The 22,344-nt window shown below is 69.8% G+C and carries 28 protein-coding genes and 1 pseudogene; 12 read left to right on the top strand and 17 right to left on the bottom strand.

Features of this window, described 5'->3' with window-relative positions; genetic code table 11:
- Positions 1-268 (top strand): zinc ribbon domain-containing protein (locus tag IEZ27_RS52665; protein WP_189654194.1); only part of this gene is annotated, 268 nt, incomplete at its 5' end.
- Between the two features lie 449 nt (positions 269-717).
- Positions 718-1,146 (top strand): hypothetical protein, encoded by a 429-nt coding sequence (locus IEZ27_RS52660; RefSeq protein WP_189654193.1) that lies wholly within the window; start codon positions 718-720, stop codon positions 1,144-1,146.
- 260 nt (positions 1,147-1,406) lie between these two features.
- On the opposite strand, the gene IEZ27_RS52655 is transcribed toward IEZ27_RS52660, so the two are convergent.
- Both IEZ27_RS52655 and IEZ27_RS52650 read right to left on the bottom strand, forming a co-directional pair.
- Positions 1,407-2,018 carry a hypothetical protein gene (locus tag IEZ27_RS52655; protein WP_189654192.1) on the bottom strand — a complete coding sequence of 204 codons (612 nt, stop codon included), beginning with the start codon at positions 2,016-2,018 and terminating at the stop codon, positions 1,407-1,409.
- Entirely contained in the window at positions 2,018-2,587 is a 570-nt protein-coding gene (locus IEZ27_RS52650; protein WP_189654191.1) for an RNA polymerase sigma factor, read from the bottom strand. The genes IEZ27_RS52655 and IEZ27_RS52650 overlap by 1 nt, the downstream gene beginning before the upstream one ends.
- Positions 2,588-2,815: 228 nt before the next feature.
- On the opposite strand from IEZ27_RS52650, the gene IEZ27_RS52645 reads away from it, so the two are divergent.
- Complete coding sequence (locus IEZ27_RS52645; RefSeq protein WP_189654190.1) at positions 2,816-4,063, top strand: hypothetical protein; 1,248 nt, start codon at positions 2,816-2,818, stop codon at positions 4,061-4,063.
- A gap of 12 nt (positions 4,064-4,075) precedes the next feature.
- Here IEZ27_RS52645 and IEZ27_RS52640 read toward each other — a convergent pair whose 3' ends face one another.
- The 3 genes from IEZ27_RS52640 to IEZ27_RS52630 are packed head-to-tail and all read right to left on the bottom strand — an operon-like array spanning position 4,076 to position 7,241.
- Entirely contained in the window at positions 4,076-4,639 is a 564-nt protein-coding gene (locus IEZ27_RS52640) for a hypothetical protein (protein WP_189654189.1), read from the bottom strand.
- A gap of 53 nt (positions 4,640-4,692) precedes the next feature.
- Entirely contained in the window at positions 4,693-6,168 is a 1,476-nt protein-coding gene (locus tag IEZ27_RS52635) for a PrsW family intramembrane metalloprotease (protein ID WP_229825253.1), read from the bottom strand.
- Between the two features lie 2 nt (positions 6,169-6,170).
- On the bottom strand, positions 6,171-7,241 hold the full coding sequence (locus tag IEZ27_RS52630) for a hypothetical protein (RefSeq protein ID WP_189654187.1): 1,071 nt from the start codon (positions 7,239-7,241) through the stop codon (positions 6,171-6,173).
- Between the two features lie 112 nt (positions 7,242-7,353).
- Here IEZ27_RS52630 and IEZ27_RS52625 point away from each other — a divergent pair, with 112 nt between their 5' ends.
- Positions 7,354-7,884, top strand: coding sequence for a hypothetical protein (locus IEZ27_RS52625; RefSeq protein WP_189654186.1), 531 nt, complete (start codon positions 7,354-7,356; stop codon positions 7,882-7,884).
- Here the strand turns inward: IEZ27_RS52625 and IEZ27_RS52620 are convergent.
- Positions 7,802-8,284 (bottom strand): SLC5/6 family protein, encoded by a 483-nt coding sequence (locus tag IEZ27_RS52620; protein WP_189654185.1) that lies wholly within the window; start codon positions 8,282-8,284, stop codon positions 7,802-7,804. The two genes, IEZ27_RS52625 and IEZ27_RS52620, sit on opposite strands and share 83 nt — an antisense overlap.
- Before the next feature lie 101 nt (positions 8,285-8,385).
- Between IEZ27_RS52620 and IEZ27_RS52615 the strand changes: the two genes are divergently transcribed.
- Positions 8,386-8,958, top strand: a complete 573-nt coding sequence (locus IEZ27_RS52615) for a TetR/AcrR family transcriptional regulator (RefSeq protein WP_189654184.1) — start codon at positions 8,386-8,388, stop codon at positions 8,956-8,958.
- 33 nt (positions 8,959-8,991) lie between these two features.
- Positions 8,992-10,314 (top strand): FAD-dependent oxidoreductase, encoded by a 1,323-nt coding sequence (locus tag IEZ27_RS52610; RefSeq protein WP_189654183.1) that lies wholly within the window; start codon positions 8,992-8,994, stop codon positions 10,312-10,314.
- Between the two features lie 27 nt (positions 10,315-10,341).
- Here IEZ27_RS52610 and IEZ27_RS52605 read toward each other — a convergent pair whose 3' ends face one another.
- Complete coding sequence (locus IEZ27_RS52605) at positions 10,342-10,692, bottom strand: ArsR/SmtB family transcription factor (protein ID WP_189654182.1); 351 nt, start codon at positions 10,690-10,692, stop codon at positions 10,342-10,344.
- A 129-nt stretch (positions 10,693-10,821) separates the two neighbouring features.
- Here IEZ27_RS52605 and IEZ27_RS52600 point away from each other — a divergent pair, with 129 nt between their 5' ends.
- Genes IEZ27_RS52600 through IEZ27_RS52590 form a run of 3 tightly spaced genes read left to right on the top strand, consistent with a single transcriptional unit; the run spans position 10,822 to position 13,505 of the window.
- Positions 10,822-12,006 carry an MFS transporter gene (locus IEZ27_RS52600; RefSeq protein WP_229825250.1) on the top strand — a complete coding sequence of 395 codons (1,185 nt, stop codon included), beginning with the start codon at positions 10,822-10,824 and terminating at the stop codon, positions 12,004-12,006.
- A gap of 51 nt (positions 12,007-12,057) precedes the next feature.
- Positions 12,058-12,639 (top strand): RNA polymerase sigma factor, encoded by a 582-nt coding sequence (locus IEZ27_RS52595; protein WP_189654180.1) that lies wholly within the window; start codon positions 12,058-12,060, stop codon positions 12,637-12,639.
- Positions 12,636-13,505 (top strand): CU044_5270 family protein, encoded by an 870-nt coding sequence (locus IEZ27_RS52590; RefSeq protein ID WP_268246145.1) that lies wholly within the window; start codon positions 12,636-12,638, stop codon positions 13,503-13,505. Before IEZ27_RS52595 ends, IEZ27_RS52590 begins: the two co-directional genes overlap by 4 nt.
- 62 nt (positions 13,506-13,567) lie before the next feature.
- Here the strand turns inward: IEZ27_RS52590 and IEZ27_RS52585 are convergent, their stop codons facing one another.
- Entirely contained in the window at positions 13,568-14,317 is a 750-nt protein-coding gene (locus tag IEZ27_RS52585; protein WP_189654178.1) for an SDR family oxidoreductase, read from the bottom strand.
- Positions 14,318-14,474: 157 nt separating this feature from the next.
- On the opposite strand from IEZ27_RS52585, the gene IEZ27_RS52580 reads away from it, so the two are divergent.
- Positions 14,475-15,218, top strand: coding sequence for a TetR/AcrR family transcriptional regulator (locus IEZ27_RS52580; RefSeq protein WP_229825247.1), 744 nt, complete (start codon positions 14,475-14,477; stop codon positions 15,216-15,218).
- Positions 15,219-15,287: 69 nt separating this feature from the next.
- Here the strand turns inward: IEZ27_RS52580 and IEZ27_RS52575 are convergent, their stop codons facing one another.
- The 3 genes from IEZ27_RS52575 to IEZ27_RS52565 form a co-directional block, all read right to left on the bottom strand.
- Entirely contained in the window at positions 15,288-16,181 is an 894-nt protein-coding gene (locus tag IEZ27_RS52575) for a GlxA family transcriptional regulator (RefSeq protein WP_189654177.1), read from the bottom strand.
- An 11-nt stretch (positions 16,182-16,192) separates the two neighbouring features.
- A complete protein-coding gene (locus IEZ27_RS52570; RefSeq protein WP_189654176.1) occupies positions 16,193-16,777 on the bottom strand; it encodes a cysteine hydrolase family protein in 585 nt (194 codons plus the stop codon).
- A 69-nt stretch (positions 16,778-16,846) separates the two neighbouring features.
- A complete protein-coding gene (locus IEZ27_RS52565; protein ID WP_189654175.1) occupies positions 16,847-17,002 on the bottom strand; it encodes a hypothetical protein in 156 nt (51 codons plus the stop codon).
- 79 nt (positions 17,003-17,081) lie between these two features.
- Here IEZ27_RS52565 and IEZ27_RS52560 point away from each other — a divergent pair.
- Positions 17,082-17,273, top strand: a pseudogene (locus IEZ27_RS52560) (cold-shock protein); the annotation flags it as partial.
- Between the two features lie 918 nt (positions 17,274-18,191).
- Here the strand turns inward: IEZ27_RS52560 and IEZ27_RS52555 are convergent.
- Positions 18,192-18,695, bottom strand: a complete 504-nt coding sequence (locus IEZ27_RS52555) for a hypothetical protein (RefSeq protein ID WP_189654174.1) — start codon at positions 18,693-18,695, stop codon at positions 18,192-18,194.
- 189 nt (positions 18,696-18,884) lie between these two features.
- Here IEZ27_RS52555 and IEZ27_RS52550 point away from each other — a divergent pair, with 189 nt between their 5' ends.
- The gene (locus IEZ27_RS52550) at positions 18,885-19,082 is read left to right on the top strand and encodes a hypothetical protein (protein WP_189654173.1); all 198 of its coding nucleotides are present in this window, start codon (positions 18,885-18,887) and stop codon (positions 19,080-19,082) included.
- A gap of 21 nt (positions 19,083-19,103) precedes the next feature.
- Here IEZ27_RS52550 and IEZ27_RS52545 read toward each other — a convergent pair whose 3' ends face one another.
- The 5 genes from IEZ27_RS52545 to IEZ27_RS52525 form a co-directional block, all read right to left on the bottom strand.
- Positions 19,104-19,328 (bottom strand): DUF6011 domain-containing protein, encoded by a 225-nt coding sequence (locus tag IEZ27_RS52545; RefSeq protein WP_189654172.1) that lies wholly within the window; start codon positions 19,326-19,328, stop codon positions 19,104-19,106.
- A 115-nt stretch (positions 19,329-19,443) separates the two neighbouring features.
- Positions 19,444-19,602, bottom strand: a complete 159-nt coding sequence (locus tag IEZ27_RS52540) for a hypothetical protein (protein WP_189654171.1) — start codon at positions 19,600-19,602, stop codon at positions 19,444-19,446.
- A gap of 43 nt (positions 19,603-19,645) precedes the next feature.
- Positions 19,646-21,184, bottom strand: a complete 1,539-nt coding sequence (gene resB, locus IEZ27_RS52535) for a cytochrome c biogenesis protein ResB (protein WP_189654170.1) — start codon at positions 21,182-21,184, stop codon at positions 19,646-19,648.
- The gene (locus IEZ27_RS52530) at positions 21,174-21,740 is read right to left on the bottom strand and encodes a TlpA family protein disulfide reductase (protein WP_189654169.1); all 567 of its coding nucleotides are present in this window, start codon (positions 21,738-21,740) and stop codon (positions 21,174-21,176) included. Before IEZ27_RS52530 ends, resB begins: the two co-directional genes overlap by 11 nt.
- A gap of 310 nt (positions 21,741-22,050) precedes the next feature.
- Positions 22,051-22,344: DUF3105 domain-containing protein (locus IEZ27_RS52525; RefSeq protein ID WP_189653418.1), on the bottom strand; the 294-nt coding region annotated here is incomplete at its 5' end.

Raw genomic sequence — 22,344 nt, 5'->3', positions numbered from 1 at the left:
CGGCAGGACATTCGCCAAAGTCAGCCGATGGTTTCCATCCTCCAAGCTGTGTTCAGTATGTGGAGCCGTAACCGAGGCGATGCCTCTGCAGGTCCGCGAATGGATCTGCGTGTGTGGCGTGGTTCACGACCGCGACATCAACGCTGCGATCAACATCCTGGCCGCCGGACGGGCGGACAGGCTAAACGCCTGTGGAGGGCTGGTCAGACCATCCTTCGAGATGGCACAGTCCCGCGAAGCAGGAAGCCACGGCAGTGCCGCCGCGTGAAGGGGCGGCACAGGCCAGAATCTTCGGGCTTCAGCCCGGAGAGCGCGTCAAAGCGCGAACGTCACCTTCAGACGCGAGCCACAACGGTGAGAGACCGGTAGGGCAGCGGGCGCGCTCGTACTCGGGGGCGGGCGCGGCCGGTGTGCGGGCAGGTGCCACCGACTTGCGGCGTTCGGGCGAGGGGATCTCCACGTCGGCGACGCCTGACGGAATCTCCTTCCGTCACACATGTAAACAGCCCATCACTGTCCGTGACATACGCCCGGCTTGAGCCATACGGTGTTGAACAGCCGAGTGGGCCGCTCTCGCTGGGCGGCCCTGGGCACTTCGCGAAGCGCCGTCCACTGTGTCAACCGTGGGGCGCCCCCTATGGGTTAATTCGCCATGTTCGCGTCCTGGCGCTTGCTGTGTGGCGTGCGCCGGGGGGCGAACGTTCACGGAGGACAGAAATGAAACGCACAACTCTTCTGCGGTGTGCTGCCGTACCGGTGCTGGCCGCGGCGCTGCTGATGGGCGCCATGTCGGCGGCCCAGGCGGCGACCGGCGGCGACGGTGACGACGGAAAGCGCCCCTGCCCACACGCCTGCCCGCCGGGACGACCTGGACCTCCCGGACCGACCCTGCCGACCCAGATCATCCGGACCCCGCACACACTGGTGTCCGGGCTCAACACGGGAACCTCGACCTGCCCGGCGGGAACCGTCATCACGGGCGGTGGATACGTGACGCCCCTCGGCGGCAACAACCTCACCGCCCAGGTGTACGAGTCCTTCCCGTCCGCCGAGAACACGTGGACGGTCTCCTTCAACAACTCGGCGAGCACCACGGGCTCCTACACGGTCTACGCCGTGTGCATCCCCGTGACCCCGACGGTCTGAAGCGGCCTGGCGCACAGTCACGGGCAGGACGGCGAGCAGAGCGATACATCGACCGCCGCTCGCCGTCGCATCGGGCCGGTCACGACAACGTCTGGGCGCCACCCCGGCGGGGTGGCGCCCATCGCCGGCGTGGATGAGAGCCGGGTCTGCCGCCACGTACCGTACGACCGAGGAGGACGTGGAGCGCGGCTTCGTCCAGAGCGCGGCCAAGGCGTTCGGCACCGCGCCGGGCACGCCCGTACCGTCTCGTCCCGGCCGCTTCAGTCCGCGACGGGCGTGCACGGCTTCACGGAGGTGCCCGCTTGGGCCAGCCAGGCGCCGAGCCGCCAGGGCACTTCCGGGTTCCCGTTGTCGCGGAACTCCACCACGAGCGTCTCGTCCGGCTTGATGTACTGCGGGAAGATCTGGATGGTCCGGACCGAGGTCACCTGAGTGGCCTTGAACGACCGCGACTCCTTCACGAGTGAACGCAGCTCGTTCGCGTTCTGGGCGGGATCCCCGCCGTAGGCCCGGTCCGCGCCGGTGAATCGCGGGGCCGCGCACCGCGTGGCCGGGGCCAGGAAGGTCACGTCGGCCTTGATGCCCACCGCACCCAGCTTGGCCTCCAGCCCTGCGGGATCGCGCAGCTCGTTGACGGTGACCGCGACCGTGCCGTCCGGGCTTCTGGTCACCGCGTGGGCGGGGGGCTCGGTTCCGATGATCAGCGGTACGACGGTGAGCCCCACCGCGACCCCGGCCGCGACCAGCAGCCGAGGGCCGGTGACGACGCGTCGCCGGGGGCGCATCCCGTGGAGCAGTCGCTGCCGGGCTCCGGCGAGTTCGTCCGTGGTGGCCGGGGGAATGGTCTGCCACATGGCCTTCAGTGCGTCCATTACCGTTCTCCTTGGGTGCTCAGGGCTTGTCGGATCTGGAGACGGGCCCGGTTGAGTCGCGAGGCGACGGTTCCCGGCGGGATGGCCAGCGCGTCGGCCACCTCCTGGTAGCTCAGTTCGGCCCATGCGACGAGCAGCAGCACGTCGCGATCGGCCTGTGTGAGCTTCAGCAGGGCCTGCGCCAGCGGGCGGTTGACGGCCAGGGTGTTGACCCCGTCCTCGACCTGAGAGCCGGACAGCTCCGCCGGGTGCACGCCGCTGCGAACGTAGGCACGGTAGAGGCTCGTCTCGGTACGCCGCCGCCGGCCGATCAGGTTGGAGGCGATGCCGTACAACCACGGCCGGGCGTCGGGGCGGCTTCGGTCGTAGCCGCCGCGGTGCTGGAAGGCGGTCAGAAAGGTGTCGGCCACGACGTCCTCCGCCTCGCTGGGTCCCAGGCGCCTGGTCACGTAGCGGTGCAGGAGCGGCGCATGCCGGTCGAACAGCGTGGCGAAGATCTCGGGTTCGTTCAGCGATCTCTCGATGAGGAGCGCGTCGTCGACCTCAACTACTTCGCGAGGGATTGTCATGCATGTCGGCCTTTCTTGGCGTCTGCGGTCACCTGTACTTACCGCGCCAGGCCGAAATCCTTCACGGGCTCCTCACAAGATCATTATCGATGTCGATGACGGGGTTCCCCGGCCCCGGTACCGTCGAGGGTGCGCGGCTCTGCCGGGGGCGGGGCCCGTTCCGGGGAGCCTGTCCGCTGTGATCGTGCATCTGTGAGGGGCGTGGTCCCAATGTCCGGGGAAGCCGGGATGCCCGTTGGCGAGGACGTCAATCCCCAGGCCGAGAAGGAGAAACAGCAGGCCGCCGAGCGGGACGTCCGCATGGCGGCGGTGTTCGCCGCGGCCAAGCGGCTGGACGCCACGTGGCCGCTGTTCGCGCGGGGGCTGGATCCGGCCGCCGAGACGGCCTGGTTGCGGACCCGGTACAGGACGGTGGCGGTCCGCGCTGCTCGCGAGGCGGTACGCCGGGACAACATCGAGGGTGGCCTGGCAGCGGCGGGGCTGCTGGCGGCATTCGTCGGTGTCGTCGTCGTCTGGATGAAGCTCTTCTGGACCGACTGGTGGGACCTCTTCAGGGCCGTCGTCGGCACGGGGCTGTTCGTCATGCTCGCGATATGGGCGGAGGAAGGGCGCGACAACGGCCGGTTCCTCGGCGGTCTGACCGACGCGCTGATCACCGCCGTGGGCGTCGGCTGCCTCCCGGTGGCGGTGTACGTCCGGTACGCCGACGCCCCGGCGTGGGTCGTGGATCTGAAGCAGCAAGGGTGGATGACTGCGGTTCAGGGCATCGGCACGTCCACCGTGGCGCTTCTCCTGGCGATGTTGCCGGTGATGGCGGGCAAGCGGCTGGCCGACCGCTGGGGACGTACTCCGCCGACCGAGGTGCTGTTCGAGCTGCTGACCCAGATCCTCACCCGTCTCGAACCCGGGCGGCGGGGGCAACTGGCTCCCGAGGCGCGGCGGGAGATCATCGCCGCGTTGGGCAGGACCGCGTCCGTGCTTCGTACCGGGATGCCCGCGGTCGCGCTCGGCGGTTCCTCTCTGACCAGGGCGGTGGTCCGCGCCCGCGCGGTCGAGGCGTCCAACGCGGTCACCGATCTCCAGTTGTGGATCGCCCTGCCGTCCACGACCAGCCATGAGGACTTCCGGGCTCGGATCTGTGGCCTGCTCCGCACGGTCCTGACCGGCGAGTACGACCGGCTCCCGGTCCGGGAGAACACCCCGGAGGCCATCCGCAGGGCCTGGCACGCCCGGGCCCTGGACGGCGCCCGGACCCTGGTCATCGCGGCCCTGCCGGTCACCGCGCTGTTCGTCACGTACCGGCTGGGCCTGACGCTGCCGGCGCCCTACGACACCGGCGCCTCTGTCGCCACCCTGACATGGGCGATCATCGTGGTCCTGGGCCGGCTGGATCCGAACTTCTCCCCCCATTTGTCCGCCGCCCGGGACCTGACCGCCCTCATCCCGTTCTCCCGTGGCTCCAACCAGGGCAGGTGAACCGGCCGAGCGTCAGTCGGGCGGCCACAGCTTGCGGCCCTTGGAGAAAATGCCGCCGAGGATCGATCGGGCCTGGACGAGGGTGCCCTCGACGTCGCCGATCGCGCTGTTGCGGCCACCGATCTGGACCACGTTCCTGGCCGTTCCGATGAGGGTCGCGCCTTCCACCATCACCGCCGTGCCGGACACGTGACCCACGAGGGTCCCGCCCCGGACGACGACATCACCGTCCACGTCGCCGTGCCTGACCTCACCGGGACCGACGACTTCGACGTCCCCCTGTCCGGTGGGCGCGACCTCACCGGCGCCGCCCTTGTGCAGCCGCCAGGTGTGCACGCCGGTCGCGACCAGGCCCAGCGCGCCCACGACGGCGGCGGCGACCGCGGGGACGGACTGGTCGCAGGGCCGTACGATCCACTCGTTCGCGGGCTCGGGCCGGCCGGGGTCCTGACGCTGCTCGTACGTGATGGTGCCGCAGTCGGCGGCCGCGGGGGACGCACCGAGCAGCAGCATCCACGCCGCTCCCACGGCTGTGAGCAGGCATCGTGCCAGCAACCGGTGCGTACGTTCGTTCATCGGCGGTCCTTCAAGGCTTGACGGTGGAGGCGGAACAGGACGACGGGCGGGCGCTACGGGCCGCTCCTGACGAGATCGGCCTTGATCGCCTGGACGCGCGCCCGCGACGACGCCTCGTCCGGTGCGAAGGGGTCGGCCTCGCCACGCAGGCTGTGCCAGCGTTCCGCGGCGAGGTCGAGCTGGGCCGCGTGCAGGCGTGCCAGGCGGCGGTAGGCGGTGATGCCGTGGCGCGGGTTGTCCGCGGCGCGCAGTGCGTCGACCTTGAGCCGGAAGCGCCGGGCAGGCGAGAGGAGCACTGCCGCTTCCGGCTCGGTGATCGCGTCGCGGGAGGAGGGCGGCAGGGTGGTCAGCGCAACTCGCAGACCTCCAGCCTCGCTGCGCAGTCCGTGGCGCAGCAGGAGCACGTACAGGATGACCAAGGGGCTCTGGAACAGCAGCAGCTGGGCCGGGGTCAGCACCAGGACGTTGAGGGTGTCACTGCTGGTGAACCATTTGCGGGACTCCTTGGCGACGTAGTCGAGCATGGCGTTGTTGCAGAAGTGCGCGCTTGCCGCCGTACAGAGACCAAGGGCGACCGTGGTGATCTGCTGGGGGCGGCTGTGCAGTTGCCGGGCGATGCCGAAGGCGGCGCCGGTGACGGCGGTGAACGCGGTGTGCGCGGCCATCAGCCCGGCCACCTGCCGGGCCCAGAAGTGGAAGCCGGCGCCCGCCCCGTCGAGGGCGGCCATGTACGTGATGCTCTCGCCGAGGTTGAAGCCGAGCCCGGTCGCGGCGCCGACGACGACGCCGGAGACGACGGAGTCGAAATGCCGCCGGTAGAGCAGGAAGAGGATCGCCACTCCCGCCCCCTTGCCGAGCTCCTCGGAGAACCCCGAGATCATGGGCAGGCCGGTGTCCTTCAGGAGCATCAAGTCCAGAGGGTTCTCCGGGAGCGGGAAATGCAGGGTGGAGAAGGTCTTCCACCATTCGTTCATGGTCAGGCCGAAACCGCCGGCGACGACCGCTCCCCATCCCAGGGCTCTCATCAGCAGGGGCACGGGCACCCGGCGGAAGCGCTGCATGTGGTGCACCAGCCACAGGGCGTACAGGGTCGTCGGCAGGCACAGGAGCAAGGCCAGCGCGTGGGCGCGCGGCCAGGCGAGCAGGTCAACGAGGGACGGGATCTTCAACGCGGGCAGCGCCAGCAGTGTGATCACGAGCGTTCCGCGGTACCGCCGTGCGACCCGCTCGCGGCGGTCCGGCGGCACGTGCCGGGCCTTCGCGTACCGCAGATGTCCCCAGGCGACAGCCGACAACACCGCGAGCAGCGCCCAGCCCGGCAGGTACTGCCAGTAGACGAGTGAGTTGAGGAAGTTCGAGATCTTGGTCAGCTCGGGAATGCCCGCCTGCGCCACGTCGATCTGCGGCGGACGGACCTGGTTGATCAGCATGGTCAGCGCGACCAGCACATGCAGCGACAGCAGGACGAGCAGCGCCATGCGCTGCCTCGGGCAGGCCGGCAGAAGGTGGGTGTGCGCCTCGTCGGTCATGGTCACCTGCCGGGCTGTACGGGAGTGCTGGGACGAGCAGGCGTGAAGGTGGGCCGGGTCCCGGAGAACGGCGATCCGGGCGGTTCCCGCCGGGCACCGGCGTGTGAGGGAACGGCCGTCGGCCAGGCGCGATCCGGCACGGGCGGGGACGGCCGGACCGGGAGGCCGGGCAGGTCGTCCAGAGTGGTACGCCGGTCGATCGCGCAGCTCACGACGAGCCCTAGCGTGAGCAGGCAGCCTCCCGCGATCGACGCGAAGGTCCGGAAGAGGCGCAGATGCGGCCGGGACTCGAAGCCGGCGAGTTCCGGCACCTTGCGCGGAGCGCGGGCGGCCTGCTCGGGTCGCGGATCGCGAGTGACCTGTTCGGGTCGCGGAGCGTGAGCGGCCTGTTCGGGTCGCGGGGCGCGAGGGGCGGCCGGGCGCGGCTTTCGGGCGCGTCTGAACCTCTTCGGTCTGTTCGCGTACAGGAAGACGCCGACGGCTCCGACGACAAGCGCGATCATGATGCGACGGATGGTCGCCACCAGGTGCGCCGACGTCGGGCCTTCGTCCTCGCCTGTGGCTGGCGGTTGCACGAAGAACTCGCCCACCGGCTCGATGTCGCTCACGTGGCAGGGCCCGGCGCCGGGAATGGTGAGTGCGAGGTTCGTCGCGTGCAGCCGGTGCGTGCCGGGAACGGCCTTCCACGTGCCGTCGCCCAGGGTGCCGAAACCGGTCAGGACGGCACGGCCGCCCACCGCTGTCCCACTGAGGTGGATCAGCATCTCAGCCGTACGGTGGTCAGAGTCTTCGTCCTGTTTGCCAGGTTCCAGGGAGAACGTCACTCTGCCAGAAATCTGCGCGGGCAGGCCCTGAATATCCCCACCGGGAAATTTCTGCGGCGCAGCGGCGACATTACTTATGTCGAGCCGCGCCTGAAACGGTTGGGCACTGACTGCGCCGGCTGGAATCATCGGGGGTGATTCCAGCGTCAATTGCCCTGTTCCCCCCATCTCACAGGTGACGGGAGCCGGCCCGGCCGTCGCGGCGCCCGTGACCTGGAGGGTGGCAACGAATCCCAGAGCGCCGATCACAAAAGGGACGTATCCCATAAGCACACTTTCCGGACCATGCATCGAACCGCAGGGCTGATAATTCATGCAAGGTATACCGGACCATCCAAGAGCCTGCCGATAAAAGGCTCAAATGCCGGTGGGCATGGGCCCGTGGAAAGCTGGTCCGACCTTTGAGACAGTCCAACACGGATTGCCGGACCTCTTTGTCCCGGGCGCCACCGTCGAGGACTGGCAGAGCGTCCTCGACCTGGTCAGGGCGCGTGGATGGCAGTGGCGGTACTCGGAAGGCGACACGGTGCTGCCGATGCCCACGGCCGCCGAGGTACTCGCGCGTCCACCCGAGGCCGAGACGGTGTTGCTGCGGGTCTGGCCTGCTCCGGGCGTGCTCGCGATCTTCCGGCTCATGTCGGAGACCGAGATCGACTTCGACGTCGACCTTCATGAACTACAAGGTCAAGAGGGGGTCGACGTACTCTGCGACTTCCTTCGGGCGATCGGCGGCGAACTCGGCAAGCCGGTCTTGATGACCCCGGAAGGCGGAAACCAAGAACACCCGGTCCTCGGCTTCGACCCCGTTGTCAGCAAAGTCGTCCTGTTGACCGCCCCGTGGCCCGAGGCCCCGCCTCACGCGTCCGAACGAGAGGCGGAGCCACAGGACTGAACGGCCAGGCGGTGCGTTCGTGGCGGGTGGTTGTTGCCAGGGCGGTGATGAGGGCGTAGAGGAGGCCGCCGAACAGGAGGGAGTCGATCGACGGGATGTGGGTCAGGGAGAACATGCCGTACGCGCTGAGGTAGCCGACGACCGCCCCGCCCGCCCACGCCACGAACGTCGGCAGCCTGACCGCGGAGCCGTACGACAGCGCGCCGGTGTCGTGGCCGTTGCGCCGGTAGAGGATGAAGTCGGCGATGATGATGCCCGCCACCGGCGGCGCCGCGATGCCGAGGAAGAGCAGGAAGTTCGGCAGCCAGGCGGACGCGTCGAAGCTGCCGAGCACGGCCGCGCCCGCGCCGAGCGCGGTCGAGACCTGCCACTTCCGGGCCTTGGGGACCAGCGACGACACTGAGCCGACCGGCGGGCGCCTGCTTCACCTGTCGGATTGACGTCGTGCCGGCGTGTCTGATATTAATCCACCAAGTGGTTGGTGGATTAATGGAGGTCGGCATGACGGCGACGCGACGAGGCAGGCCCCCGGCTGGTCCGGAGCGCTGGAACGCGCTGGTGCAGGCGGCGTACGAATGCCTGGCCGAAGGCGGGTTCGAGCGGTTGCGGATGCGGGACGTTGCCGCCCGGGTGGGCATCGACCACTCCTCGATCCATCACCACTTCCCCACCAAGCAGGATCTGGTGGTGGCGGTCGTCGACCACGCCACCCGGCAGTTCTGGTCGACCACACCGCCGGACGGCGGCCCCGTCGAGCGCCTGCGGCACCACCTGGCCACGCTCCGCCAGAAGATCAGCGACGAGCCCGAGCTCCACATCGTCCTGCGCGAGCTGGATCTGCGGGCCCGGCGCGACCCCGAGCTGCGGGAGATCATCGCCGGCCGGGAGGAAGGCTGGCGGAACTCACTGCGCACCCTGCTGACCGACGCCGCCGCCGCCGGAGCGCTGGCCGCGGGCGTCGATCCGGCGACGGGAGCCGAGTTGGTCATCGCCACCGTCAAGGGCGCGAGCCTGGCCGCCGAACACGCCGGCGACGTGCTCGAACTTCTCGACCACCTGCTGATCCGCGCCTGACCCCAGGCCGCCGCCCCTCAGGAGGACCGTCTCATGTCCACACGCCCGCTCCGGGTCGTCGTCGTCGGCGGCGGCATCGGCGGCCTGTGCCTGGCGCAGGGCCTGCACGCCGCCGGGATCGACGTCGCGGTCTTCGAACGCGACACCGCGCCCGACGCCCGGTTACAGGGATACCGACTCAACATCGAACCCGTCGGCAGCCGGGCGCTGCACGACTGCCTTCCCGCGCACCTCTGGCACATCCTGGTGGCCACCGCCGGGGATCCCGGTCCCGGCATGGGGGTGTTCACCGAGCGGATCCGCCTGCTGATGCGGGAGGACGCCCCGCCCGCTGGGCGTGACCCGTCCGAGCAGACGCACGCGGTCAGCCGGGTCACGTTGCGGCGGCTGCTGCTCGCCGGCCTGGACGACGTCGTGCACTTCGGCGAGGAGTTCACCGGCTACCGGCAGAACGCCGACGGCACCGTCACCGCCCTCTTCGCCGACGGTACCTCGGCCACCGGCGACCTGCTGGTCGGCGCGGACGGCGCCAACTCGCGCGTACGGCGGCAACTGCTGCCGCACGCGCGGCGCTCCCCCGTGCCCGGCGTCGGGATCGGCGGCAAACTCCGGCTCGGCGACGGGGCGGCGTGGTTGCCCGAGGAACTGGTCAGCACCAAGAACATGTTCCTGCCGAAACACGACTTCCTGTTCACGGCGGTGTTCCGCCGCCGGGAGACGAACGCGGCCACCGTCGAGCGCGTCGGCGACCAGCTGCGGGCCGCCGGCCTGGACCCGGACCTCCTCGTCCAGGACGCCAAGGACGACGACTACGTCATGTGGGCCTACGTCGCCCACCGCCGCGCGCTGCCCGCCGACCTGCCCGCCGACCTGCCCGACGTTCCGGCGGGCGGGCGCGGGCGGCGGTTGCGCGAGCTGGTCGCCGCCCGCCTGACGGACTGGCATCCCGGCCTGCGCGAGCTGATCGCCCGGACGCCCGCGGACACCATCGAACGATTCGACTTCGCCACCGCCGAACGGGTGAAGCCCTGGCCGACCACGAACGTGACCGTGCTGGGCGACGCCATCCACTCCATGCCGCCGGTCGGCGGTCTCGGCGGCAACGCCGCGCTGTACGACGCCGACGCGCTGCGCCGCGCGTTGATCGCGGTCGGCCGGGGTGAACACGACCTGCTCCCCGCGGTCGCCGCGTACGAGCGCGCGATGTTGAACAACGGCTTCGCCGCCGTACGGGCCGCGACCATGTACCTGCGCCTGGCCACCCTGCCCAGCCGTACGGTCCGGACCGTCGCCCGGACGTTCTTCCGGCTGTGCGGCGTACTGCCCCCACTGCGCCGCGCGATCTTCTCGGACTGACCGCTCACCGGGCGTTCCCGCCGGGGTCTACGGCGCCTCGGCAGTGCCGGTGGTCGTGGTGTCGCGTGTGCGGCGCTGTGCGCCCAGTACGGAGTCGAGCAGGCCGGGGAACAGCTCGTCGAGGTCCTCCCGGCGCAGCCGTACCAGCCGGGACCGGCCCTGCACCTTCGTCCACGTCACGCCGGCCTCGCGCAGCACCCGGTAGTGGTGCGACAACGTCGTCTGGTGCACGTCGATCTCGGCGCCGATCGCGTTGCAGAAGTCCTCGCCCATCCGGTCGAGCCGCTGGACGAGGTCGAGCCGTACCGGATCGGCCAGCGCGCGCAGCACCTCCACCAGCCGGATCGCCTCGGTCGCCGGTTGTGACACCTCACGCATCGCCGCCCCCTGTGTTCCGCACACCGGCCACGCTACCAATATATGGATATATGGACAAGCATCCATATATTGCCTAAGGTTCCCCTCGGCACTTCTGAGGCTCCTCTGGAAAGGCGGCACCACCCGGTGTTGAGACGACTTCTTCCCTTGGCCCTGGCGACCTTCGCCGTCGGCACCGACAGCTACGTGATCGCGGGCCTGCTCCCGGCCATCGCCACCGACCTGCGGGTCTCGACTCCCGCCGCCGGGCAGTTGGTGACGGTGTTCGCCCTGGTGATGGCCCTGTCCGCACCTGTCATGGGCGCGCTCACCAGTGGACTGGACAGGCGGACCGCGCTGCTGATCGCACTGAGTGTCTTCGTGGTCGGCAACGCCGTCACCGCCCTGGGCACCGGTTACGCGGTGGTGATGATCGCCCGTGTCGTCACCGCGGTCGGGGCCGGCATGATCAACTCTGCCGCCTCCAGCACCGCCGGCGCCATCGCGCCCCCGGAACGCCGGGGCAGGGCCCTGGCCTTCGTGTTGGGTGGTCTCACGTTGGCGACGGCGTCGGGTCTTCCGCTCGGCATCCTGATCGGCCGTACCGACTGGCACGTCACCCTGTGGGCCGTCGCCGGGGTCGGCCTCGTCGCGGCGCTCGGGATCGCCGCCGGACTGCCCAAGGTGATGCTCCCCGCCGCGTCACTGGGCGACCGGCTGCGTCCGCTCAAGCAGGGACGGGTCCTCGCCCTGCTGGCCGTCACCACGCTGGCCTTCCTCGGCGCCTACACCCTCTACACCTATATCGGCCCGGTCCTGCGGGACGTGACCGGCGGCTCCGAAACGCTGCTCGCCGCCGTCCTGCTGGCCTGGGGAATCGGCGTCCTGGCCGGGAACATCGTCGCCGGACGGCTGGTCGACCGGCACGACCCCGCGCACGTGCTGACCGGCCCTCTCGTCATCGCCGCCGTCGCCCTCGCCCTCACCTCGGTGGCGACCGCCACGTTCGTGTCCACCCTGGCATGGGCCGCGATCTGGGGCGCGGCCCTGGGCGTCGTCGTCGTGCCCCAGCAGCACCGGCTCATCGCCCTCGGTCCGGCCGCGGCGCCGGTTCTGCTCGGCCTCAACTCCTCCGCCATCTACATCGGCATTGCTCTCGGTGGCGGCCTGGGCGGGCTGGTCCAGGAGTGGTTCGCCATCGTGCCCGCCGCGCTGGGGCTGCCGGCCGCCGGCGTCACCACGTTGGCGCTGCTCTACCACCTGACGACCGCACGCCGCCGTACGCCCGCGGCACCTCGGCCGATCCCGTCCACCCCGGAGCAGGCCGAGGCGTGACGATCGGGAACTCGCCCGTGTCCCCGGACAGTGCAGTGTGTGGATGTGAACATGCGTGCCCGCATACGAGACGGCGATCAACGCGCGTTTGAGGAGCTCTTCGACCAGTACGCCAAAGCCGTCTACAACCACGCGTACCGGATGACCGGCGACTGGTCGGTGGCCGACGACGTGGTGTCGCTGACCTTCCTGGAGGCGTGGCGGCTACGGCAGCGGCTCTCCCCGGACGGCGGTTCGCTGCGGCCGTGGTTGCTCGTCGTGGCCACCAACGTGGCCCGCAACCTGCGACGGGCCAGGCGGCGTCACGAGGAGATCGTGGTCAGGATTCCCCGGAACGACGTCGTCCCGGACTTCACCGAGGAGCTGGTCGAGCAGATCGCGGACAAGGAACGGCTGGCCGAGGTGCGTACGGCGATCGGACGGCTGCGCAAGCACGAGCAGGACGTGCTGCTGCTGTGCGTCGGGGCCGGGCTCGACTACGCCGAGGCGGCCGAGGCGCTGGGCATCCCGATCGGCACTGTCAGATCCCGATTGTCGCGGGCCCGGAAAAAACTGGAACTGGCCATGACCCGGCGACAGATAAATGGCGACCGCGACGAAGCGGTCCGGTCCATGCAGGGGAGCACCCGATGAACATTTTCCCGGAAGAACGGGATCTTCCTGAGGGCCGTCACCAACTGCTCAAGGAGTACGTGATGACCGCTCTGCCAGACGAGCCGAAGCCGGCCAGGCCCCGCCGCAAGCTGCTGCGTGCCGGCGTACTGGTCCCCGCGCTGGGGCTGGCCGCCGCGGCGGTCGCAGCCGCTGTGGTGATCGTCCCCGGCCAGGCCGGGAACCCCCCGGCGGCCTCCGGTGCGCGAGACGTCCTGCTCGTCGCGGCCACCTCCGCCGAACGCGCCCCCGAGGGGTCAGGGACGTACTGGCACATCACCATCACCCAGGAGGGCAAGCCGCAGCAGGAGTACTGGTACAAGAAGAACGGTCAGTTCTGGCTGAAGGGCGAAGGGCTCAAGGGTGAGGGCAAGCTGACACAGTTCCCCGTCAAGCCCCAGCCGTTCTCGATAGGCGCGCTGCGGATGACCTTCGAGGAGCTACGGCAGCTCCCCGGCGACGCGAACAGCCTGTACGAGAAGCTGAAGTCGGCGGTCGCGGCCGGCGATCTGCGCACCAGCGCCGGTGAGCTGAACGCCGAGCAGCAGGAGTGGGCCACCATGGAAACCCTCCTGTCGCTGGTCAGCGAGGCCCCGGTCGCACCCGACGTCCGCGCCGCCGCCTACCGGGCACTCGCCGCCCGGCCAGGCGTCCAGGACCTCGGCGACGCCGATGGCGGACGGCGCTTCCAGGTGCCGGTGCTCGACGGCCAGGAGACGCTCATCATCGACCCGGAGACCGGGAAGCTCCGCAGCACCTCCGTCTGGGCGATGCTCTCCGGAGGCACCGCGCACTCCAGCGGCCCCGTGACGATCGCCACCGAATGGACAGACCAACTGCCCGGCTGACCCACCGGCCAGAGGGCGGCCCGGCAGGCGGCACACGACGCGGCCTGCCGGGGGTCCGAGGGTCACATGGTCGTCCCGCCCGAGGCGTCCAGGCGGTGCCCGGTCACATAGCGGCTGTCGTCGGAGGCCAGGAAGGCCACCGTGCCGGCGACGTCCTCCGGGGTGCCCAGCCGGCCCAGCGGTGACAACGAGGACAACCAGGCCAGGGCCTCGCCGACCAGGCGGCCCTGGTGCATGTCGGTGTCGATGACGCCGGGGGCCACGGTGTTGACCGTGATGCCACGCGGCCCGAGCTGCATGGCGAGCGCCTGGGTGAGCACGTCGAGCGCCGCCTTGGACATGGCGTAGTCGATCGCCCGGGGCATGGTCGCGCCGCGGGTCAGCATCGTGCCGACGGTGATGATCCGGCCACCGTCCCGCAGCCGCGGCAGGGCGAGTTGCGTGACGAAGAACGCGGCGGTGGTGTTGACCGCGAACAGCCGCTCGAAGCCCTCCCTCGTCACGCCGCTGATCTCGCCCTGGTCGCCGAGGATGCCGGCATTGTTGACCAGGATGTCCAGGCCGTCGGCGTGGGCGTCGAAGGCGGCCCACAGTGTTTCGGCGTCGCCCGGCGCGCCCAGCTCGGCCCGTACGGCGAAGGCCTGTCCTCCTGCGGCTTCGACGGCCGCGACCGTCTCCTTGGCCGCCGCCTCGTTGTTGCCGTAGTGGACGGCGACCCGGGCGCCCTCCCGCGCGAGCCGGGTGGCGATGGCCCGGCCGATCCCCCTGCTCGCGCCGGTCACCAACGCAGTCCTGCCGGTCAATGTCGTCATTCTGATCATGCCTTCCTGTCAGGCCGTATAGGGGGTGGCGGTCCTGGCGTCGCGCCAGGTCACCCGGTCGAGGAGGGCTCCATTCGCGTACGACGTACCCGAAAACGGACTATAGCCATTCAGGTACGATGTACGCAATCGATCGGAAGGGTGGCAGGTGGCCGACGAGGAACTGATCAGCATCTGGATGCGCCCGGAACGGCAGGAACGTTCCGGGCCCGGCCGGCGGCCCGGCTACAGCCGGGAGCAGGTCACCCGGGCGGCCGTCCGGATCGCCGACGCCGAAGGGGTCGAGGCCGCGACCATGCGCCGGATCGCGGGCGAACTGGGGACCGGCGCCATGTCGCTCTACCGGTACGTGCCGAGACGCGACGACCTGTTCGACCTCATGATCGACATGGTGATGGGTGAGGTCGACCTCCCCGAGAAGCCGTCCGGCGACTGGCGGGCCGATCTTTCGCTGGTCGCCCACCGGAACCGGGCCGCGGTGCAGCGCCACCCCTGGCTGGCCGGGCTGCTCTCCGGCCGCCCGACCCTCGGCCCGCAACTCCTGCGCGTGCACGAGTTCGCCCTGGGCGCGCTCGACGGGCTCGGCCTCGACATCGACGAGATCACGAGCTTCGTCGGCATGGTCGACGACTACGTCCACAGCGCGGTCCGCCGCGAGATCGGCTGGCTGGAGGAGGCCCGCCATACCGGCCTCGACGCGGAGAGCTGGAAACGCGACTACATCGGCCCGTACGTGCGCCAGGTCGTGGCGTCGGGCGCCTATCCCATGTTCAGCCGATCGCTGCTGGAATCCGCGACCGCGCACCTCGCCGCCACCGAACGCTTCCAGCACGGGCTGGACCGCGTGCTCAACGGGATCGGCGCGCAGATCACGTCGGACGCCCCCCGCTGACACACCTCCACCAGAACCCGGGCGACCACCTGCGGCGATGGGCCGCCGGGGCCGAACCGGCCGGCGGGCCTACATCCGGGCGCGGAGGCGGCGCAACATCCGCGGGTCGCCGAAGCCGGACTCGCGGGCGGCCGTCTCGGTCGTCGCGCCCTGCCCGAGGAGGTGTTCGGCCCGTTCCAGCCGCAGCGCGGTCTGGTAGGCCAGAGGCGTGAGGCCGGTCGCGTGGCGGAAGAGCCGGGTGACGGTCCGTTCGCTGCAGCCGACCGCGTCCGCCAGCGTCGAGAGCGGCAGCCGCTCGGTGAAACGCGCGTCGATCAGGTCCTGGAGGTGATGCACCGTCTCGTCGTTGTGGCTGCGGTGCCGGAGCATCGCGCTGATCTGCGGCGCGGCGCCTTGCCGGCGGGCGTACACCACCATGGCGCGGGCCACCTGGCTGGCGGCGTGCGGCCCGCGCCTGGTGCTCAGCAAGTGCAGCGCCACGTCGATGCCGCTGGCCACGCCCGCGGAGGTCACCACCCGTTCGTCCTCGACGTAGAGCACGTCACGTACGACCTTGGCCGTCGGATACAGGCGGGCGAGCTCGTCCTGGACGGTGTGGTGGGTGGTGCAGCGGCGGCCGTCGAGCAAGCCGGCCCGGCCGAGCGCGTCGGCGCCCGCGCAGATGCCCGCCACGGTGCCGCCGGCCGCGTGGTGCTCACGCAGCCGGTCAACGGTGTCGGCACCGACCATGCGGGCCGGGCCGCGCCAGCCCGGCACGATGATGAGGTCGTCGGGCTCCAGGTGGGGCCATTCGCTGTCGGCGTGCAGGGGCAGCCCTTGCACGGTGGCGACGCGCGCGTCCTCGGACACGTACGACAGGGCGTGCTCGTGGCCGAGGTCGGCCGCCGTGGAGAAGACCTGGGCCGGCCCGGCCACGTCGAGCAGGTGCACCTGTGGGATGAGCAGGAAGACAACCCGGGGCATGACCGTCGAGCCTATGCCCCGGTCAGTTCGTCGACCGTGCGGATGGTGGCGAACCGGCCCGCGAGTGCGTACTCGGTACGCTCGACGACGTCGGCCACGCTGAGCGTCCGCGGGTCGCTCACCAGCTGCGAGAACGGCACGTCCTGCGGCGCGTCGCGGTGCGGGAGGGGGCTGGTCGCGGTGGCATCGGTGGCGAAGACGACGTCGAACCCCAGGTCGGAGGCGACCCGGGTGGTGGTCTCGCAACACTGCTCGGTACGGATGCCGCACACGGTCAACCCTCGGATGCCGCGGCTGGTGAGGATCTGGTGCAGGTTCGTGGTGGTGAAGGCGTTGTGGGCGCTCTTGGTGATGAGCGGCTCGCCCGGGTGCGGGTCGAGCCCGTCCATCAGGCGTACGAACCCCAGCGCCGGATCGAACACGGTCCCTGACCCCGGCCGGGACCCGAGCACCCACACCACCAGGTCGTCCTGGGCACGGGCCGCGCTGACGAGACGGTTGACCTGACCGACGATGTCCGGCTGCGACACGAACTCCCAGTCGGGCAGCTGCCGGAAGGACTCCTGAACGTCGATGACGACGAGTGCGTTGTTCACCCCTCAAGGGTGGGGTGGCGAGGGACGATGACTGAAGGTGCGAACAGGTCACCCTGCGGAACGATCCGGTCAACAATCCAGCCTCACCCCCATCCGCGCGGACGTATCTTCTTGCGAGGTCATCGCAGCGGCCTGCGCGCGAACGCGGCCCGCATCGAACCCGCTCGACACGTGGTGCGGGGTGTCGCCGGGCTCCGCATTCACCGTCAGGATCAGGAACTCCATACGGTGGTGCCCGCGTTCAAACAACCGGGGCACAGCTTCAACCGTCGGCTCTTCGTGGCGTTGAATTCAAGGAGTCTCCATGGCACAAGGCATAGTGAAGTGGTTCAACGCGGACAAAGGCTTCGGTTTCATCGCGGTAGACGGCGGCAAGGACGTATTCGTCCATTACTCAGCGATCATGTCGGACGGGTACCGCTCCCTCGAAGTGGGACAGCGCGTCGAATTCGAGATCACGCAGGGGCAGACGGGGCCGCAGGCGGACGCCGTACGAGTGGCTGTCGGCGCGGCCGAAGCATATGAGGAGGGTCCGAGAACCTCTCCCCCTGCACGAACGCCCGAACCTCATCATCAGCCCCCTCCGCCGACCTTCTCGCACGAGAGCTCCGGTTGGCCGTTCTCGCCTTCAGGCGCCCCTCATGTGACGCCTCCACGGCAGCCGAACGCCCCAGGCGAGATCGGGGAGATTCCGGTCTCCATCTATCTGGAAGACGACTCGGCATCTTCGGAGATCGAGAGCACGGTCCGGGCAGTGCTCCGGGAGGCGGGCTTCGAGGTCACCACCGACCATCCCCCTGTATGGGGGTCCTGGTTCAAGCGCATGTTCGCTCGAGCCAAAGAGACAGTCGCGGAGGCAGGTCTCGACGGTGTCGCCGAGAAGGCGGCGCGCGCACTCGAGTTGGAACAACTGCAGCGTCGGCAGGCGACAGTCAACGAGATGAACCTCAATGCGGTTGCCAACCTCATCGGCCAGCTCTCGAATCAGCCGTCCGCCGTCGTACGGCTCGGATCGGTTCTACTGGTGAAGACCCCGACCGACTTGCTGGTCCGTGAACTCACCCTGGACGAGGTGCGGCACCTTGAGGCGAATCCGGGGCTGCTCAAGGACCCGATGGGAGCGCACCTCGCTTTTTCGTACGGCATGATGCCGGCAATGGTCGAGCAGCCGGACAAGGCAGAGATCAGCCGCGAGTAAATGCGCCCGCCCCCTGACCGCACAACGAGTGGGCCCTTCTCGACGCCAGGTGCGTGACACTCTGCTGCCGCCTTCGTGCTACGGCAGCCGGGGCTGGCATGAGCGAGTGACGCTTCTCAGCCCCGCCCACCGGCCCGACGTCCGTCTGTACGGGGACAACAGACGAGCGAGATCCCTACCTCAAAAGGCGTAAGGGCGTGTGAGCGGGTTACCGCATCATGAGGCGAGGAGATCGAAGTGGAAGCCGAGCACAAGCAGCATCACCGCGCTCCAGCGGATGACGCGCTCCCATGATCGGCTTTCCAAGCCGCTGGCCAAGACCCGTGCCAACCCCCTCGCGATCCGAGGAGTGGCCATCAGCGTCAGCACAGCCACGACATATCCCAGCACGGCAACGATCCCGTCGACTGCGGGACCGAAGCGAAACATGGTGCTCACGAGGGACACAATGGCCACAAGCAGCCCTAACGCCGACAGCAAGAGGCCAACCTTGCGAAGCGTGAGTGACCGAACGGGGTCGAATCGCTTGAACGTGCCGGCGAACTGCCTGATGCGGTCAGGTCCGATGATGTCCAGGATGACGGTCATCCCGGCGAAGAAGGAGACGACCTTGCCGATGCGGCCGAGCGCCAGGACAGAGACGCCGTAGAGGGTGTACTGATTCACCTGGATGTTGTCGAACCACATGCCCCACGCCTGAAGCAGCCCGAGATCCGCCATGACGGGAGCGTAGAAGAGGCGCAACTGTCTGCCCAGTGGGTTGAGGAGGATCTGATGGCCCGCCGGCCTTTTTCGAACTTCGGGCGGTCCGCCGTGACGTGGATGTCGCTGCTGCGGTCGGCGGTGATGGACGCGCTCATGCGTCCCGCCGGCGCGCCTATCCGTCCCTGGATGCCATGATCTTCTTTCGTGAACTCCCTTGGTGACCGACCTACCGAAATCTGGCGCGGAGAGGTGGAGTACGGCCTGACGCCTCGCTCGGAAGACGTGCTGCACAGTTTGGACGAGGCTTTCGACTCCTTCCTTGCCGCGCTGCCGGGCTCGGCCCCGCTCTCCGACGTGCAGGTCGTCGAGGCGATCAACCATGCCTGCTGGAGGCGCTGGTAGGGCCGATCGTGCTGCCGGCGGTCAGAGCTCCCCTTCCAGCAGGTCTGTCTGTCCTGTCACGTCCCACCCGGTGGGGACGCCGGTGATGCGTAGCGGCCGGCGGGGTGCCATCCCCAGCTTGGACGCGCAGTCGGGGCCCATTCCGAGAGCGCGGGACTCCGGGGTGCGCAGGGTGTGCTTGCAGGCTGCGCACTTGGCGACGTGGTCTCGGGTGGAGGGCTCGTCGAGGTCGAGAAGGAAGGTCACGGCATCCACACCTCACCGTACTCCTCGCGGTCGGCCCATTCGTACGCGGCGAGCTCCTGCGGGCCGGACCGTGCGTTCTCCGTCGTCTGTGTGCCGGTCACGGCCCTGTCTCAGATCATGAAGGGCCGTCGGCCTGCTCCTCCACGGGCGCGGTCCGGGGTCGGGCTTCGGCGGCCTTGGCTCGTCCTTCGGCGCGTACCAGGTGGACGACGCCGACGATGAAGGCTCCGCCGACCACGGCGGGGGGCATGAGAGCGGACACGATCTCGTACACGGGGGACACCTCTTCCGGGCTCGACGACACGACGACTTCTGCGCTACGTGGAGGATGACCGCCTCGACGCCTCGGCGGTGGCGAGTTCCTGAACGAGGTCGTGGAACTCGGCGGTGAAGGCGGTCCGGTTCGTACGGGCCAGGCCGCCCACCTCGGCGCCGCGCACCCACACCCGGCGGCGTCGTACGCTCACCGCGAGGGTGATCCCGAGCGTGGCGGTGGCCGCGAAGACCAGCGCCGGCACGCGGAACGGGTCATAGGAGACCTGGAGAGTGATCCACTTCTTGATCCCGGTGAGCCGGATCGTCCCCGCGGCGCCGGGCAGGTCCATGGTGTCGCCGACGCGCAGCGATCGGGGCGGGCCCAGCGGGAGGGGGCGCAGCAGGCCGGCTTCGAGCTGGTAGACCGACTGCGGTACGCCGTCGCCGAGGCCGAGGTCGCCGGTGAACGCGCCGTACACCTGTACGACCGGATCGGCCAGGCCGGGGACGGTCGAGGTCAAGCGGCCGCCTTGTTCCACCGCGGTGGGCAGGAACCGGGCCAGGATGCCGAGCTGGGTCGGGCGGGCGTCCGGCACCTTGACGACGCAACCCGAGGTGAGCGTGGACACCTGCTCCACCAGGCACGGCACCGGCCCGTCGAAGGCGACCTGCCCCGTGCCGTCGGTGACGCGGAAGATCGGGGCGTAGCCGTTGCCGAGCAGGTAGGTCTGGGTGCCGTCCACCTCGACGGGCTCGTTGACCTTGAGTGTCACGCTCCGGTCCGGCTCGCCGGGGACGTCGGAAACCGTCATCGCCGCCTGGAAGTCCACCGGCTGCCCGCGCCTGCCGCCCTGGGCGATGTACGTCGCCTGGAACTGCCCCAAGGTCAGCGTGAACGGCTCCAGCGACTCGGCGCCGACCCACGGGCCCGGCAGGAAGCGGTCGAAGGCCGAGACAGTGTTGGCGAAGCCGTTGCCCTCGACCAGCAGGATGTTGCCCCGGTAGCCGTACTGGCCGCCGAGTCCGAAGGAGACCAGCAGGCCGAGCAGCGAGACGTGGAAGAGGAGATTGCCCGACTCGCGCAGGTATCCCTTCTCCGCCGCCACCCAGCCGTCCCCGGTCACCACCCGGAACCGCTTACGCCGCAGCAGCGCGGCGACGGCCGCCGTGTCCGGCCCCTCGGAGGGCCCCTCGGAGGGCTCTTCGGCGGGCTCTTCGGAGGGCTCTTCGGCGGGTGTCGTGCCGAGGGTCGCGTGATGGGGCAGCCCGCTCAGCCGGCGGGGCGGGGCGGGCGGCCTGCGCCGCAGTTCCCGTACGTGTTGCCAGGTCCGTGGGACGACACAGCCGATCAGCGACACGAACAACAGCAGGTAGATGGCGGCGAACCAGGGCGCGCGGAACACGTCGTAGAGCCACAGCCGGTCCAGCCACGGCGCCAGCCCGGGATTGTCGGCGTAGTGCTGGGCCACCGTCGCGTCGGACACCCCGCGCTGCGGGATGAGCGACCCGGGCACCGAGGCCAGGGCGAACAGGAACAACAGCACCAGTGCGGTACGCATCGACGTCAGCGTCCGCCAGGTCCAGCGCAGGCTAGCGTTCATCGCGCACCTGGCCGACGGCCCGCAGCAGGTCGTTGTACGTGACCGCGCCCAGTGCCCGCCCCGCGATCCGTCCCTGCCGGTCGATGATCAGCGTGGCGGGGATGGCGGCGGGCGGGACGCTGCCCTGGAACGACAACACGACCCTGCCGGGCTGGTCGTACAGGCTGGGGTAGCCGGGGGCGGCGTTCCGTTCGAAGGCCAGCGCCTGGGCCTTGTCGTCCTTGATGTTGACGCCGAGGAAGCGTACGCCGCCGGCTTTCGTCCTGGCGGCGACGTCCCTCAGGATGGGCGCCTCGGCCCGGCAGGGAGCGCACCAGGACGCCCAGAAGTTCAGCACCGTGACGGACCCGGCGTACGGAGCATCGGGTACGGAACCGCCGCCGAGCCGCTCGCCGCGTACGACGGGTGCGCGGCGGCGCTGCTCGACGGGGAAGATCGCGACCTTGCCGTCACCGGCGACGAACCGCGTCGACCCGGCGGGCGACTGATCCTGCGCGGTGCCGGCGCAGCCCGCCGTGAGTGCCAGTCCGACCAGCGCGACGGCGGTCAAACGCACGCTGTCTTCTCCTTAGATCGAACTTCTACGTTGCCTAGAAGATACTGACGGGCAGGTAGGGCGCCCCCGGCGCTGGATCTCGCCACGACGAGCAAGGGCCGGTCAGCCTCCGGTCAGGGCGGCCGCCGCGATGATCATGGCCAGGATCAGGGCCGTCACGATGCCGACGGCGAGGGCGATCTTCAGGTTCGTCGACATGGTTCAGCCCGCCGCAGGCGCCGTCTCGGCCACGCCGCGTGCGCCGGCATGCCGCGCACCAACTCGACCTCCGCCACCAGCACCCCGCGCCGCCACAACACCACCGGGAACCTCATGCCGACGGCTCCCCGACCCCGCCGCTGCACGACGCGCCCGGCTCGGGCGTACCGGGGCCGTTGATGTTGGCACGCAGGAACGCCGTCAATCGCGGGTCGTCGGCGTTGTCGAGCCTGAGCTGCCTGCCCCACGCGCTGAGCACGACCGGAGCGCTCAGCCCCGTGTACGGCGACACCACCACGAAGTCGCGCCCCTGGGCCTGCTTGAGCAGCACGTCCAGCTGCTCCTTGGGCAACCCCGGCCGGAAGGCGATCCAGACGGCCCCGTGCTCCTGGCTGTGCACGACGTT

This window comes from Nonomuraea spiralis, from assembly GCF_014648435.1.
Taxonomy (GTDB): domain Bacteria; phylum Actinomycetota; class Actinomycetes; order Streptosporangiales; family Streptosporangiaceae; genus Nonomuraea; species Nonomuraea spiralis.
Note: the sequence above shows the minus strand (reverse complement) of the source record. Positions and strands in the feature narration are given on the sequence as shown.

Excerpts from the sequence above, each read along its gene's own strand:
- IEZ27_RS52660 (WP_189654193.1), top strand. The coding sequence starts at position 718 with ATGAAACGCACAACTCTTCTGCGGTGTGCTGCCGTACCGGTGCTGGCC.
- IEZ27_RS52655 (WP_189654192.1), bottom strand. The coding sequence starts at position 2,018 with ATGGACGCACTGAAGGCCATGTGGCAGACCATTCCCCCGGCCACCACG.
- IEZ27_RS52650 (WP_189654191.1), bottom strand. The coding sequence starts at position 2,587 with ATGACAATCCCTCGCGAAGTAGTTGAGGTCGACGACGCGCTCCTCATC.
- IEZ27_RS52645 (WP_189654190.1), top strand. The coding sequence starts at position 2,816 with ATGCCCGTTGGCGAGGACGTCAATCCCCAGGCCGAGAAGGAGAAACAG.
- IEZ27_RS52640 (WP_189654189.1), bottom strand. The coding sequence starts at position 4,639 with ATGAACGAACGTACGCACCGGTTGCTGGCACGATGCCTGCTCACAGCC.
- IEZ27_RS52635 (WP_229825253.1), bottom strand. The coding sequence starts at position 6,168 with ATGACCGACGAGGCGCACACCCACCTTCTGCCGGCCTGCCCGAGGCAG.
- IEZ27_RS52625 (WP_189654186.1), top strand. The coding sequence starts at position 7,354 with ATGCCGGTGGGCATGGGCCCGTGGAAAGCTGGTCCGACCTTTGAGACA.
- IEZ27_RS52615 (WP_189654184.1), top strand. The coding sequence starts at position 8,386 with ATGACGGCGACGCGACGAGGCAGGCCCCCGGCTGGTCCGGAGCGCTGG.
- IEZ27_RS52610 (WP_189654183.1), top strand. The coding sequence starts at position 8,992 with ATGTCCACACGCCCGCTCCGGGTCGTCGTCGTCGGCGGCGGCATCGGC.
- IEZ27_RS52605 (WP_189654182.1), bottom strand. The coding sequence starts at position 10,692 with ATGCGTGAGGTGTCACAACCGGCGACCGAGGCGATCCGGCTGGTGGAG.
- IEZ27_RS52595 (WP_189654180.1), top strand. The coding sequence starts at position 12,058 with ATGCGTGCCCGCATACGAGACGGCGATCAACGCGCGTTTGAGGAGCTC.
- IEZ27_RS52590 (WP_268246145.1), top strand. The coding sequence starts at position 12,636 with ATGAACATTTTCCCGGAAGAACGGGATCTTCCTGAGGGCCGTCACCAA.
- IEZ27_RS52585 (WP_189654178.1), bottom strand. The coding sequence starts at position 14,317 with ATGACGACATTGACCGGCAGGACTGCGTTGGTGACCGGCGCGAGCAGG.
- IEZ27_RS52575 (WP_189654177.1), bottom strand. The coding sequence starts at position 16,181 with ATGCCCCGGGTTGTCTTCCTGCTCATCCCACAGGTGCACCTGCTCGAC.
- IEZ27_RS52565 (WP_189654175.1), bottom strand. The coding sequence starts at position 17,002 with ATGGAGTTCCTGATCCTGACGGTGAATGCGGAGCCCGGCGACACCCCG.
- IEZ27_RS52555 (WP_189654174.1), bottom strand. The coding sequence starts at position 18,695 with ATGGCGGATCTCGGGCTGCTTCAGGCGTGGGGCATGTGGTTCGACAAC.
- resB (WP_189654170.1), bottom strand. The coding sequence starts at position 21,184 with ATGAACGCTAGCCTGCGCTGGACCTGGCGGACGCTGACGTCGATGCGT.